The following is a 12,877-nucleotide window of genomic DNA, read 5'->3' as shown; positions in this document are numbered from 1 at the left end:
ACACGTCGGTGGGGGTCACGCCTCCACGGACAGCCGGGAGCGCAGGAGGGCCGCCAGGGAGTCCGCGAGCTCGACGGGGTCGACCGGGAGGGTCACCGCGGCGTCCGCGCGGCTCCAGGTGGCCAGCCAGGCGTCCTGGGGGCGCCCGATCAGCAGCAGCACCGGCGGGCAGCGGAAGACCTCGTCCTTGATCTGGCGGCACACCCCCATGCCGCCCGCCGGCACCGCCTCGCCGTCCAGGACGCAGACGTCGATGCCGCCCTTGTCGAGCTGGTCCAGCACGGCCGGGAGCGTCGCGCACTCGATGTACTCGACCGGCGGAACGTCGGCCGCGGGCCTGCGCCCGGCCGCCAGCCGCACCTGCGCGCGGGTGTTGGCGTCGTCGCTGTAGACCAGGACGGTGGCGCTCGACTGCATTGTTCCTCCGAGTACGTCGGCGGCATGGGCAGGAAGGCTGGTACCGATGCGCCGGATGCTACTCCTGTCCACCGCCCCCGGGCACCGGTTCGGACACCCCTTCGACGCCCGCCGCGATGGGCCGTTCGGGCTGGACAGAGCGCACCAACACACCGAACGGCACCCCCCGGAGTGAGGGCGGGATAAGCGACCGACATAATGTCGGTCGTGGCGACAGCAACGACAGTAGAAACCGGGCACGCGCACCCGTCGGTCAATCGGCCGAACCTCACCAGCGTCGGAACCATCATCTGGCTGAGTTCCGAGCTGATGTTCTTCGCGGCCCTCTTCGCGATGTACTTCACCCTGCGATCGGTGACGGGTGCCGAGTTCTGGTCAGAGAAAGCCGACCTGCTGAACTTCCCGTTCTCGGCGACCAACACCACGATCCTGGTGCTCTCCTCCCTCACCTGCCAGCTCGGCGTGTTCGCGGCCGAGCGGGGCGATGTGAAGAAGCTCCGGGCGTGGTTCATCATCACGTTCGTGATGGGTGCGATCTTCATCGGAGGCCAGGTCTTCGAGTACACCGAGCTGGTCAAGCACGAGGGCCTCTCGCTCTCGTCCGACCCCTACGGCTCCGTGTTCTACCTGACGACCGGCTTCCACGGCCTGCACGTGACGGGCGGTCTCATCGCCTTCCTGCTGGTCCTCGGCCGTACGTACGCGGCCAAGAGATTCACTCACGAGCAGGCAACCGCCGCCATCGTCGTGTCCTACTACTGGCACTTCGTCGATGTCGTCTGGATCGGCCTCTTCGCCACGATCTACATGATCAAGTAGTCGGACCCGTACCCGACAGGTACACCCGACACATCCAGCAAGCATCGACGCAGAAGATCCTGACACCGGGGTAATCCGTGAAAAAGCTCTCCGCACGACGACGCCATCCGCTGGCGGCGGTCGTCGTCCTACTCCTCGCGCTGGCGGCCACTGGGGGGCTGTACGCCGCGTTCGCGCCCGCGGGCAAGGCGCAGGCAGACGAAACCGCCCAGTCCCTCGCCATCGAGGAGGGCAAGAAGCTCTACACCGTCGGCTGCGCTAGCTGCCACGGAACCGGCGGTCAGGGAACCACTGACGGCCCGAGCCTGGTCGGCGTCGGCTCCGCAGCCGTGGACTTCCAGGTCGGCACCGGCCGCATGCCGGCGCAGCAGCCCGGCGCCCAGGTGCCGAAGAAGAGGAACATCTACTCGCAGGCGGAGATCGACCAGCTCGCCGCGTACGTCGCGTCCCTCGGCGCCGGCCCGATCACGCCGACCGAGAAGCAGGTCAGCCCGGAAGGCGCGGACATCGCCCGGGGTGGCGACCTGTTCCGCACCAACTGCGCCCAGTGCCACAACTTCACCGGCGAGGGCGGTGCCCTGACGCACGGCAAGTACGCCCCCAGCCTCGACGGTGTGAGCAACAAGCACATCTACGAGGCCATGCAGACCGGCCCGCAGAACATGCCGTCCTTCCCCGACACCACGATGCCGGAGAAGGAGAAGAAGGACATCATCGCGTACATCAACAGCGTGAACGGTGACGAGACGCCGACCCCCGGCGGCTTCGCACTGGGCGGGCTGGGCCCGGTCAGCGAGGGCCTGTTCGGATGGATCTTCGGTCTGGGTTCCCTGATCGCTGTCGCCGTCTGGGTCGCGGCCCACACCGCTAAGGCCAAGAAGTCATGAGTAGCCAAGAGATTTCATCAGCAGAGAGCCTGCCGAACGCGCAGGACACCACGCACGGCACGGCGGTGGCGGAGAACCCGTTCGCCGACCCGGGGCTGCCGCCCCACAAGCCGCGCATCCAGGACATCGACGAGCGGGCCGCCAAGCGCTCCGAGCGCACGGTCGCCCTGCTGTTCACCCTGTCGATGCTGGCCACGATCGGCTTCATCGCCTCCTTCGTGATCTTCCCGGTCGACAAGATCGTCTACGTCTGGCCGCTGGGCCACGTCAGCGCGACCAACCTGTCGCTGGGTCTGACCCTGGGCCTCGCCCTCTTCTGCATCGGCGCGGGCGCGGTCCACTGGGCCCGCACCCTGATGTCCGACGAGGAGATGGCCGACGACCGGCACGCCATCGAGGCGACGCCGGAGGTCAAGGCCAAGGTCATGGCGGACTTCGCGGACGGTGCGCGGGAGTCCGCGATCGGCCGCCGCCCGCTGATCCGCAACACCATGCTCGGCGCGCTGGCCATGGTGCCGCTCTCCGGCGTGGTGCTGCTGCGCGAGCTGGGCCCGCTGCCCGAGAAGAAGCTGTTCCACACCGGGTGGTCCAAGGGCAAGCAGCTCATCAACATGAACACGAACGAGCCGCTGCGTCCCGAGGACGTCGCGGTGGGTTCGCTCACCTTCGCCAAGCCGGAGGGCCTGGAGGAGAGCGACCACGAGTTCAACACCAAGATCGCCAAGGATGCCCTGATGATCGTCCGGATCCAGCCGGAGGACATCAAGGACAAGCGCGAGCTGGAGTGGTCGCACGAGGGCATCGTCGCCTTCTCCAAGATCTGCACCCACGTGGGCTGCCCGATCTCCCTGTACGAGCAGCAGACGCACCACGTCCTCTGCCCGTGCCACCAGTCCACCTTCGACCTCTCCGACGGCGCCCGCGTCATCTTCGGCCCGGCCGGTCACCCGCTGCCGCAGCTGCGGATCGGCGTGAACGACGAGGGCTTCCTCGAAGCGCTCGGTGACTTCTCCGAGCCCGTCGGCCCTGCATTCTGGGAGCGCGGATGAGCACCACGACCGCAAGCGACGCCAAGCGCAAGGCGCCCGCCGGCGAGCGGGTCGCCGACTGGGCCGACGGCCGGCTGGGCATCTACGGCCTCGCCAAGGCCAACATGCGCAAGATCTTCCCGGACCACTGGTCCTTCATGCTGGGCGAGATCTGCCTCTACAGCTTCCTGATCATCATCCTCACGGGTGTGTATCTGACGCTGTTCTTCCACCCGAGCATGAACGAGATCGAGTACCACGGCTCGTACGTGCCGATGCAGGGCATCCGCATGACCGAGGCGTACGCCTCGACCCTGGACATCAGCTTCGACGTCCGCGGTGGTCTGCTCATCCGGCAGATCCACCACTGGGCCGCGCTGATCTTCCTCGCGGGCATGTTCGTGCACATGATGCGCGTCTTCTTCACCGGCGCGTTCCGCAAGCCGCGTGAGATCAACTGGCTGTTCGGCTTCCTGCTCTTCGTCCTGGGCATGTTCACCGGTTTCACCGGCTACTCGCTCCCGGACGACCTGCTCTCCGGCACCGGTGTCCGCTTCACGCAGGGCGCGATCCTGTCCATGCCGATCGTCGGCACGTACATCTCGATGTTCCTGTTCGGCGGCGAGTTCCCCGGCCACGACATGGTGGCCCGGTTCTACTCGATCCACATCCTGCTGCTGCCGGGCATCATGCTCGGCCTCGTGGTGGCGCACCTGATCCTGGTCTTCTACCACAAGCACACGCAGTTCCCCGGCCCCGGCCGGACGAACAAGAACGTCGTCGGCATGCCGCTGCTGCCGGTGTACATGGCCAAGGCCGGAGGCTTCTTCTTCCTGGTCTTCGGTGTCATCGCCATGATCGCCGCGCTGTTCACGATCAACCCGATCTGGTCCATGGGCCCCTACCGCCCCGACCAGGTCTCCACCGGCGCCCAGCCCGACTGGTACATGGGCTTCGCCGAGGGTCTGATCCGTGTCATGCCGGGCTGGGAGATCAACCTCTGGGGCCACACCCTGGTCCTGGGCGTGTTCATCCCGCTGATGCTCTTCGGCGTGATGCTCGCCGCGATCGCGGTCTACCCGTTCATCGAGTCGTGGATCACCGGCGACAAGCGCGAACACCACCTGCTGGACCGGCCGCGCAACGCGCCGACCCGGACCGCGCTCGGTGTCGCCTGGGTCACCGGCTACATGATCATGCTGATCGGTGGTGGCAACGACATCTTCGCCACCCACTTCCACATGTCGATCAACTCGATCACCTGGTTCGTCCGGATCTTCTTCTTCCTCGGCCCGGTCATCGCGTTCATCGTCACCAAGCGGATCTGCCTGGGTCTCCAGCGGCGCGACAAGGACAAGGTGCTGCACGGACGTGAGTCCGGCATCATCAAGCGCCTGCCGCACGGTGAGTTCGTGGAGATCCACGAGCCGCTCAGCCAGGCCCAGCTCCACGCGCTCACCGCGCACGAGCAGTACACGCCCGCCGAGATCGGCCCGACGGTCGACGAGAACGGCGTCGAGCGCAAGCCGTCGCGCGGGCAGCGGCTGCGCGCCAAGCTGAGCAAGGGGTACTTCGGCGACGGGAACCAGATCCCCAAGGCCACCGCCGAGGAGTACAAGGAGATCACGAGCGGCCACGGCCACCACTGATCACCTCCCCCTCCCCGGGGGACCCTGAGAGTCGCCACGGCGAGAGCCCCGTCCATTCGCTGGACGGGGCTCTTTGCCGTCCCCCGCGCTCGATAGGCTGTGCTCATCCCTGTACGCACGGACACCAGGAGCGACCATGAGCGCTGTGAGCCCCGCTGGAGGTACGAGCACGGCGGGTCGTTCCTGGCCCGAGGTGCTGAACGGCCTGCTGGAAGGCCGCGACCAGAGCGCCGACGACACGGCGTGGGCGATGGACCGCATCATGCGCGGCGAGGCCACCGACGCCCAGATCGCCGGGTTCGCGGTCGCGCTGAGGGCCAAGGGCGAGACGGTCGAGGAGATCTCCGGCCTCGTGCGCACCATGTACGCGCACGCCAACGTCATCGACGTGCCCGGCCCGTCCGTCGACCTCGTGGGGACGGGCGGCGACGGCGCCAAGACGGTCAACATCTCCACCATGTCGGCGATCGTCGTCGCCGGAACGGGCGCCAAGGTCGTCAAGCACGGCAACCGCGCCGCTTCCTCCGCCTCCGGCTCCTCCGACGTGCTGGAGAAGCTCGGCGTCAACCTGGACCTGTCGCCCCGGCGGGTCGCGGAGGTCGCCGAGGAGGCGGGCATCACCTTCTGCTTCGCGGTGAAGTTCCACCCGGCGCTGCGCCATGTGGCGGCCGCCCGCAAGGAGCTGGGCATCCGCACCACGTTCAACTTCCTGGGGCCGCTCACCAACCCGGCGCGGGTGAAGGCCCAGGCGACCGGGGTCGCCGACCCCCGGATGGCCCCCATCATGGCCGGTGTGCTCGCCGAGCGCGGCTCCTCCGCGCTGGTGTTCCGGGGCGACGACGGGTTGGACGAGCTGACCACCACGGCCACCTCCAAGGTGTGGGTCGTCCGCGACGGCGCGGTGCGCGAGGAGACGTTCGACCCCCGGGACGTGGGCATCTCCCTGGTGCCGGTGGACGCGCTGCGCGGCGCGGACGCCTCGTACAACGCGGACGTGGCGCGCCGGCTGCTGGGCGGCGAGACCGGGCCCGTCCGGGACGCGGTGCTGCTCAACGCGGCGGCGGCCCTGGTCGCCCTGGAGCCGTCGGACGCGCCGCTGGCCGAGCAGATCCGGGCGGGCATCGCGAAGGCGGCCGAGTCGGTCGACTCCGGCGCGGCCCGGGCGGCGCTGGAGCGGTGGGTGGCGGCGAGCCACCGCTGACCTCGGCCCGGGGCGCGGTCCGGATGGCGGACCGCGCCCTTGCGCATGCCGAGACGTATGGCAAGATGCCTTTCAAGGTCATGAGTGACAGCGACTACGGCCCCGGCCCGCTGTCCGGCAACCCTCCGTCCGTGGCGGGGTGCCCCGGGTGAAGACCAGGTCGCGGGCAGCGAGGTCCGCGGCAAGCGCGGACCCCTGCACACCCTGGGGTCCTGGTCCTCAAGGGAGCAGTCTCGTGAGCAAGCGAATGCGATAGGGCGTATCGCCCCCTCTTCAGTACACCCTCCGCGCGGTGGCGTTCCGCCGTGCGTCGAGGCAACCCCCGTGTGCCGCGCGGCCCTCCGCGTGCCGCCCGCACGGGTCATGAAGCGATTCCCCTCTGCCTGCCCGGGAGATACCCATGTCTGTCACCGCCGTCGCCGCCGACCAGTCCATTTGTTCGCCGCTGCCCGTCCTGGGTGGGGATGTCACCGTGCCGCTGGTCACCGGCGGCGAGGTCACGTACGCCGCCCTCGACTACGCGGCCAGCGCGCCGGCCCTCCAGCGGGTGTGGGACGACGTGGCCGCCTACGCGCCGTACTACGGCAGCGTGCACCGGGGGGCCGGGTACCTGTCGCAGCTCTCGACCGACCTGTTCGAGAACAGCCGCGCCGCCGTGGCGGAGTTCCTGGACTGCCGCGAGGGCGACCAGGTCGTCTTCACCCGGTCGACGACCGACTCGCTCAACCTGCTGGCCGCCGCCCTGCCCGCCGACTGCCAGGTCTTCGTCTTCGAGACCGAGCACCACGCCTCGCTGCTGCCCTGGAGGGACGCGCGGGTCACGTACCTCAACGCCCCGCGCACGCCAGGGCAGGCGGTCGAGACGCTGGAGCGGGCGCTCGCCGACCGCGACCCCTACGGCCCCGCCCTGGTGTGCGTCACCGGCGCGTCCAACGTGACCGGAGAGCTGTGGCCCGTACGGGAACTGGCCGCCGCCGCCCACGCCCACGGCGCCCGCATCGTCCTGGACGCCGCGCAGCTCGCGCCGCACCACCCGGTCTCGGTGAAGGACCTGGACGTCGACTGGGTGGCGTTCTCCGGGCACAAGCTGTACGCCCCCTTCGGCTCGGGCGTCCTCGCCGGGCGCGCCGACTGGCTGCGGGAGGCCGAGCCGTACCTGGCCGGCGGCGGCGCGTCCCGGAAGGTGGCGCGGCGCGCCGACGGCGGCGTGGACGTGGAGTGGCACACCACCGCCGCCCGCCACGAGGCCGGCTCGCCCAACGTCATCGGCGTGTACGCCATCGCCTCCGCCTGCAAGGCCCTCACCGAGGCCGGGTTCGACGCCCTGGTGGCCCGCGAGCGGTACCTGATCGGCAAGGTCCGGGAAGGGCTCGCCGAGGTGCCCGAGGTGAAGGTGCTGTCGCTGTTCGGCGACGACGCTCCCCGGGTCGGTGTCATCTCGTTCGTGGTGGAGGGCTGGAACAGCTCGCACTTCGCGGCGGCGCTGTCGGCCGAGTACGGGATCGGCGTCCGTGACGGGCTGTTCTGCGCCCACCCCCTGGTGCGGACCCTGCTCGGCGGCGAGCGCGAGGACGTCGGCGAGTGCGGCGCGCCGGAGGCGGCGCCCGGGGAGAAGTCGCTGAACGCGATCCGCGTCAGCTTCGGGGCGGGGACGCCGGACGAGCACGTCGAGCGGTTCGTTCGGGCCGTGAAGGAGCTCGTCCGGGACGGGGCGCGGTGGAACTACCGTACGGAGGACGGGCGCTGTGTGCCCGACCGCGGCTGACGAGCCGGGTGCCCACCAGGATGGTGCGCAGGGCCCGCTCGGCGGCGTCGGCGAGCAGCCCGGCCGCGCCCTCCAGGGCGTCCGGCAGTGACAGGGGCCCGGGCGCGATCGACTCGTAGGCGTCCAGCCCCGCCGCCTCCGCCCCGTCGCCGAGCGTCCCGGCGAGCGCGAGCACCGGGACACCCGCCTCCCGTGCCCGGCGCGCCACCTCGCCCGGCACCTTGCCGCGCACGGTCTGGGCGTCCAGGGCACCCTCGCCGGTGATCACCAGGTCGGCGTCGCCGAACCGGGCGGCGAGGTCCAGCCCGTCGAGGAGCACCTCGAAGCGCGGGAGCAGCCGGGCGCCCACCGCCGCGAGCCCGGCGCCCAGCCCGCCCGACGCCCCGGTGCCGGGCGCCGACCGCAGGTCCACCTCCGGCGCGAACGTCCCCGTCAGTGCGGCGGCCCAGTGCTCCAGGGCCGCCGACAGCTCCTCGCACTGTGCCGGGGTGGCGCCCTTCTGGGGCCCGAACACCCGCGCCACGCCCCGCTCGCCGCACAGCACGTTGAACGGGTTGCACGCCACCAGCAGTTCGCAGTGGGCCAGCCGCGGGTCGAGCCCGCCGGGGTCGACGGCCGCCAGCCGTCCCAGGACGGCCCCGCCGTACGGCAGTTCGGTGCCGGAGGCGTCCAGCAGCCTTACGCCCAGCGCCTGGAGGGCGCCCGCGCCGCCGTCCGAGGTGCCCGAGTCGCCGCAGCCGACCAGGACGCGGCGGGCGCCCGCGTCGAGGGCGGCCCGGATCAGCTCGCCGACCCCGTACGTCGTGGTGGCACCGGGGTCCCGGAGGCCCGGCGGCACCAGGGCCAGACCGGCGGCGGCGGCCATCTCCACGACGGCCGAACCGTCCCCGAGGAGCGCGAAGTGGCTCTCCACCGGGTGGCCCAGGGGGCCGGTCGCCGGGTACGGGACGAGCCGCCCGCCCGTCGCGGCGGCCAGCGCCTCCGCCGTGCCCTCACCGCCGTCGACCAGCGGGACCAGGTCCAGGTCGGCGTCCGGCAGGACCCGCAGGACCCCCTCGGCGATGGCCTCGGCGGCCTGGCGGGCGGACAGGGACTCCTTGAAGCCGCTGGGCGCGATGGCGATGGAAAGGTTCACGGCTGGGTCTCCAGGAGGACGGGCACGCCGAGCGACGGCCAGACGGTCAGGGCGAACAGCAGGACCAGGCCCGCCGTGAGCGGGGCGAGCACCGCCGACAGCCGCAGCAGGTCGCGCGGCGTGAAGGTGGGCACCCCGTCGGGGAGGTCGGAGAAGAGCGCCACCGGTTTCGCCGACGCGGGCAGCGTGTGACAGAACCCGGCCGCCGCGGTCGAGGCGAGCGCGGCGGCCACCGGGTTGACCCCGGCCGCGGCCGCGGCCACGACCACCAGCGGGACGAGCACCGACGAGCGGGCCGAGCGGGACTGGAGCACCAGGTGCGCCGCCGTGCTGACGACCACCACGACGGTGAGGAACAGCCAGGGCGCCGCGCGCAGCGGGAGCCCGGACACCAGCCAGGCCGCCGCGCCGGAGTCGGCGAGCGCCACGCCCATCGCCATCGTCGCCGCCATGAACAGCAGCAGCGGCCACGGCACGGTCCGCAGGGCGTCCTTGAGCCGTACCGTGCCCAGCGCCGGGGACGCGGCCACCACCGCGCCGATCAGTGCGACCACCGCCGGCGGGACCCGGTGGAGCGGCTCACTGCACCAGAGCACCACGACCGTGGCCAGCAGCAGGGCGCAGCGCGCCTCGGCCGTGGACAGCGGCCCGGTGACGGGCGTGGGGGAGTGCGCCTCCAGGTCGGCGTGGGTGATGCGGACCGGGCCGCGCCGGTCGTCCCGCGAGGTGGTGGTCACAAGGACGGCCTCGGCGGCCAGGTGGGAGGAGACGATTGCCAGCGGCAGCCCCAGCAGCAGCCACTGGACGAACCCCAGCCTCTGCCCGGTGTGCTCCCACAGCACATGGACGGTGATCAGGTGCGCCCCCGCACCGATCAGTGTGGCGACGGCCGACAGCAGCACCACCGTCGGGAACAGCAGCGCCAGCATCACCACCAGCCGCCTGCGCTCCGCCAGCACCTCGGCCAGCGCCAGGAACACCGGCAGTGCCAGCGCGGCCCGCCCCGAGGTCGCCGGCACGGCGAAGGACGTCACGACCAGCGCGGCGGTCGTCAGGTGGACCAGTTGGCGCACCGTGCGGGCGCCGCTGACCAGGAACGCCGCCGCCCGCCCCGCGAGCCCGGTCCGGGTCACCGCGGCGGCCAGCACGAACGCGCAGATCAGCAGCCAGATCGTCTCGTCGCCCAGGGTGGCGAACAGGGTCTCGCTGCTGATCACCCCGGTCGCGGTGAGCGCCAGGCCCGCGCCCAGCGCGACGAACGTGTCGTCGACCGGCGTGGCGATCCAGGCGACGGTGGCGAGCACGAAGACGGCCAGTGTCAGGCGCGCCTCGACGCCGAGTCCGGGGAACCGGTTCGGCAGCGCCAGCAGCGCGCACACCCCGAGCGCGCCGCCCAGCCAGGCCGCCCGGCCGAGGGAGGGGGTCACGGTGATCAGTCTGGGTACGTGCCGTGAGCCCTCAATGAGCGCTTTGTTAAGGAAGGTTCATCAACGGCAGCCGGTACCCCATGCCGCGGACCGTCTCGAGTCGCCGCGCGCCCAGTTTCTTCCGCAGGTTGCGCACATAGACGTCCACGATGTTCGAGCCCGGATCGAAGTCGTACCCCCAGACGTGGGACAGGATCTGCTCCCGGGACAGCACCTGGCCGGGATGGCGCAGGAACAGCTCCAGCAGCACGAACTCACGGGCCGTCAGGTCGACGGTCCGCTCCCCGGCACGGGCCCTGCGGGTGCGCAGGTCCAGGCCGAGGTCGCCGCTGCGCAGCACCGTCACCTCGGGCGCCCGGGCGGCGGTGCGCAGCCGCAGCCGTACCCGCGCCAGCAGTTCCTCGAACCGGAACGGCTTGGTCATCCAGTCGTCGGCACCGCCCTCCAGGCCGGCCACCGTGTCCCGTACCGAGTCCCGTGCGGTCAGCACGATGACCGGGAGCGTCACCCGGGCCTCGCGCAGCTCCCGCAGCACGGTGAAGCCGTCCCGGCCGGGCAGCCCGATGTCCAGCACCATCAGGTCGAACCCGCCGGTGACGGCGTAGTCCAGGGCGGTGTCCCCGTCGGCCGCGACCGTGGTGGTGAAGGCGTTGGCGCGCAGCCCCTTCTCGACGAACGAGGCGATCCGCTCCTCGTCCTCGGCGATCAGGATCCGGTTCACTCGTCCTCCTCCAGTACGAGTACGAAGGTGGCCCCGCCGCCCTCGGTGCGGCGCAGCTCCACCCGGCCGCGGTGCCCCTCGGCGATGGCCTTCACGATGGACAGCCCGAGTCCGGCGCCGCCGCCCGCGCGGGTGCCGCGCCGGGCCGCGCCCCGCCGGAACCGCTCGAAGATCACGGCGGCGTCCTCGGCGCGCACCCCGGACCCGGTGTCGGCGACGTACAGCTCGATCCGCCCGTCGCTCTCGCGCGAGCCGATCCCTATCCGCTGGCCCGGGACGGTGTGCTGGACGGCGTTCTGCGCGAGCTGCACCATCGCCTGGGTGATGCGCTGCGGGTCCAGCTCGGCCTCCCGGTCGGCGACGGAGTCCAGCACCCATTCGCGCTCGCCCAGCGCCCGCGCCTTCACGAACACGTCGGCGGTCAGCTCGCCGAGCTGGACGGGCTCCGGCGTGACGAAGTCGGGGCGCTCGGCCTTGGCGAGGAGGAGCAGGTCCTCCACGATCCGGCTCATCCGGTCCAGCTCGTCGGTGACCAGCCGGATCGTCTCCGCCTGCTCGGCCGGGTCGTCGCCCATCAGCTCCAGGTGGCCGCGCACGATCGTGATGGGCGTGCGCAGCTCGTGCCCGGCGTCGTCGACGAACCGGCGCTGCGTGGCGAACGCCCGCTCCAGCCGGTCCAGCATGGCGTTGAACGTCTCGGCGAGCAGCGCGATGTCGTCGCGGCCCTGGACCGGGATGCGGCGGGTCAGGTCCTGCTCGGTGAGCTGTGCGGCGGCCCGGCGGACCAGGCGTACGGGGGCGAGGATGCGGCCCGCGACGGCCCAGCCGATGCCGGTCGTCATCAGCAGCGCCACCCCCGAGATGGCGAGCTGGGTGCGGAACGCCTCGGCGGCGATGGCCTGTTCGTGGCCGGCGTGGAAGGCGACGACGAAGGCGCCGGGCGCGGCGCGCCCCGCCGGCTGGATGGGCACCTTCGCCCACCGGACCTCGCCCTGGGGGCGGTGCAGGGTGCCGGAGCGGGCGGGGGAGGCGAAGATCCGGGCGAGCGCGCCCCGGTCGCGGTGCAGGGCGGCGCCGGTGGTGTCCCGGGGCTGGCGCAGCACGGCGGGGGTGCCGCCCGGCCCCCGGGTCAGGCCGAGCAGTTCCTCGTCGGGGTCGGAGTACTGGCGCTGGAGGAACACCTCCAGCAGGCGGCGCGGTGCGGTGAACTCGGCGCCGGTGTCGGGGTCCACGCCCTGGTCCACGAAGTTGGCGAACTCGCGGGTCTCCTGGGTGAGAAGCTGGCTGATCCGGTGGTCGACGTCGCGCAGCAGGATGGAGCGGGTCGTCATCGCGACCGCGACCAGCGCCACGGCCATCACCAGCAGCAGCCACAGCAGGATGCGTACGCGGGCGGAGACGCGGCGGTCAGCCCTCGTCACCGAGGTCGTCTCCGGAGTCGTCATCGTCGTCGTCCCCCGCGGTGGCCGGCGGGCCCGGGACCACGGTGTCGGTGGGCAGGGTGCGGGGTGCGGGCGGCGTGCCCTTCGGCGCGGGAGGCCGGCTGGTGCTCGGTACGGGCACGGTGGTGGGCGTGCTCCTCGGCCCGGGACCCGGCGCCGGTGTCCGGCTCGGTACCGGCGTCCGGCCCGGTGCCGTGCTGACGCCGGGCCGGGGCGAGGCCCCCAGCTCCACCTCGGGCGGCACCCTGGGCGCCTCGGGGGTGTCGGTCAGCAGGTAACTCGTCGCGGCGATGCCGAGCGGGATGGCGACGACCGCGGCGAGCGTCACCATGCGATGGGTGAAGGCCATCCCCCCATCCTGGGTGCGGCCGGGGAGCACGGAAATG

General features: G+C 71.7%; 11 protein-coding genes, 1 pseudogene and 1 riboswitch. Of the genes and pseudogenes, 6 read left to right on the top strand and 6 right to left on the bottom strand.

Annotated elements, in window-relative coordinates:
- Positions 1–15 precede the first annotated feature (15 nt).
- The gene (locus E2B92_RS06860; RefSeq protein WP_126882965.1) at positions 16–417 is read right to left on the bottom strand and encodes a hypothetical protein; all 402 of its coding nucleotides are present in this window, start codon (positions 415–417) and stop codon (positions 16–18) included.
- Between the two features lie 198 nt (positions 418–615).
- Here E2B92_RS06860 and ctaE point away from each other — a divergent pair, with 198 nt between their 5' ends.
- The 6 genes from ctaE to E2B92_RS06830 all read left to right on the top strand — a co-directional run bounded on the left by ctaE (position 616) and on the right by E2B92_RS06830 (position 7,766).
- On the top strand, positions 616–1,236 hold the full coding sequence (gene ctaE / locus E2B92_RS06855) for an aa3-type cytochrome oxidase subunit III (RefSeq protein ID WP_126882966.1): 621 nt from the start codon (positions 616–618) through the stop codon (positions 1,234–1,236).
- 77 nt (positions 1,237–1,313) lie between these two features.
- Entirely contained in the window at positions 1,314–2,123 is an 810-nt protein-coding gene (gene qcrC, locus E2B92_RS06850; RefSeq protein ID WP_126882967.1) for a cytochrome bc1 complex diheme cytochrome c subunit, read from the top strand.
- Positions 2,120–3,172 (top strand): cytochrome bc1 complex Rieske iron-sulfur subunit, encoded by a 1,053-nt coding sequence (qcrA, locus tag E2B92_RS06845; protein WP_126882968.1) that lies wholly within the window; start codon positions 2,120–2,122, stop codon positions 3,170–3,172. The genes qcrC and qcrA overlap by 4 nt, the downstream gene beginning before the upstream one ends.
- Positions 3,169–4,800, top strand: coding sequence for a cytochrome bc1 complex cytochrome b subunit (gene qcrB, locus E2B92_RS06840; protein WP_126882969.1), 1,632 nt, complete (start codon positions 3,169–3,171; stop codon positions 4,798–4,800). Before qcrA ends, qcrB begins: the two co-directional genes overlap by 4 nt.
- A gap of 136 nt (positions 4,801–4,936) precedes the next feature.
- Positions 4,937–6,001: an anthranilate phosphoribosyltransferase gene (gene trpD / locus E2B92_RS06835; protein WP_126882970.1), complete on the top strand. Its 1,065-nt coding sequence runs from the start codon at positions 4,937–4,939 to the stop codon at positions 5,999–6,001.
- A 76-nt stretch (positions 6,002–6,077) separates the two neighbouring features.
- Positions 6,078–6,195: riboswitch (SAM riboswitch) on the top strand.
- A 206-nt stretch (positions 6,196–6,401) separates the two neighbouring features.
- Positions 6,402–7,766, top strand: a complete 1,365-nt coding sequence (locus E2B92_RS06830; RefSeq protein ID WP_126882971.1) for an aminotransferase class V-fold PLP-dependent enzyme — start codon at positions 6,402–6,404, stop codon at positions 7,764–7,766.
- Here the strand turns inward: E2B92_RS06830 and E2B92_RS06825 are convergent.
- From E2B92_RS06825 to E2B92_RS06805, 5 genes and pseudogenes are all read right to left on the bottom strand, one after another.
- Positions 7,758–8,901, bottom strand: a pseudogene (locus E2B92_RS06825) (glycerate kinase family protein); the annotation flags it as partial. The gene E2B92_RS06830 and the pseudogene E2B92_RS06825 sit on opposite strands and share 9 nt — an antisense overlap.
- Positions 8,898–10,334: an SLC13 family permease gene (locus tag E2B92_RS06820; RefSeq protein ID WP_399430702.1), complete on the bottom strand. Its 1,437-nt coding sequence runs from the start codon at positions 10,332–10,334 to the stop codon at positions 8,898–8,900. The gene E2B92_RS06820 and the pseudogene E2B92_RS06825, both read right to left, overlap by 4 nt.
- Before the next feature lie 40 nt (positions 10,335–10,374).
- Positions 10,375–11,049, bottom strand: a complete 675-nt coding sequence (locus E2B92_RS06815) for a response regulator transcription factor (RefSeq protein ID WP_126882973.1) — start codon at positions 11,047–11,049, stop codon at positions 10,375–10,377.
- Positions 11,046–12,494, bottom strand: coding sequence for a sensor histidine kinase (locus E2B92_RS06810; RefSeq protein ID WP_126882974.1), 1,449 nt, complete (start codon positions 12,492–12,494; stop codon positions 11,046–11,048). The genes E2B92_RS06815 and E2B92_RS06810 overlap by 4 nt, the downstream gene beginning before the upstream one ends.
- Entirely contained in the window at positions 12,457–12,840 is a 384-nt protein-coding gene (locus tag E2B92_RS06805; RefSeq protein WP_126882975.1) for a small hydrophilic protein, read from the bottom strand. Before E2B92_RS06805 ends, E2B92_RS06810 begins: the two co-directional genes overlap by 38 nt.
- Positions 12,841–12,877: the final 37 nt, after the last annotated feature.

The organism is Streptomyces sp. WAC05374 (genome assembly GCF_004353505.1).
Classification (GTDB): domain Bacteria; phylum Actinomycetota; class Actinomycetes; order Streptomycetales; family Streptomycetaceae; genus Streptomyces.
This window is presented reverse-complemented; position numbering and strand designations above follow the sequence as displayed.

Excerpts from the sequence above, each read along its gene's own strand:
- E2B92_RS06830 (WP_126882971.1), top strand. The coding sequence starts at position 6,402 with ATGTCTGTCACCGCCGTCGCCGCCGACCAGTCCATTTGTTCGCCGCTG.
- qcrB (WP_126882969.1), top strand. The coding sequence starts at position 3,169 with ATGAGCACCACGACCGCAAGCGACGCCAAGCGCAAGGCGCCCGCCGGC.
- E2B92_RS06810 (WP_126882974.1), bottom strand. The coding sequence starts at position 12,494 with ATGACGACTCCGGAGACGACCTCGGTGACGAGGGCTGACCGCCGCGTC.
- trpD (WP_126882970.1), top strand. The coding sequence starts at position 4,937 with ATGAGCGCTGTGAGCCCCGCTGGAGGTACGAGCACGGCGGGTCGTTCC.
- E2B92_RS06860 (WP_126882965.1), bottom strand. The coding sequence starts at position 417 with ATGCAGTCGAGCGCCACCGTCCTGGTCTACAGCGACGACGCCAACACC.
- qcrA (WP_126882968.1), top strand. The coding sequence starts at position 2,120 with ATGAGTAGCCAAGAGATTTCATCAGCAGAGAGCCTGCCGAACGCGCAG.
- E2B92_RS06805 (WP_126882975.1), bottom strand. The coding sequence starts at position 12,840 with ATGGCCTTCACCCATCGCATGGTGACGCTCGCCGCGGTCGTCGCCATC.
- ctaE (WP_126882966.1), top strand. The coding sequence starts at position 616 with ATGTCGGTCGTGGCGACAGCAACGACAGTAGAAACCGGGCACGCGCAC.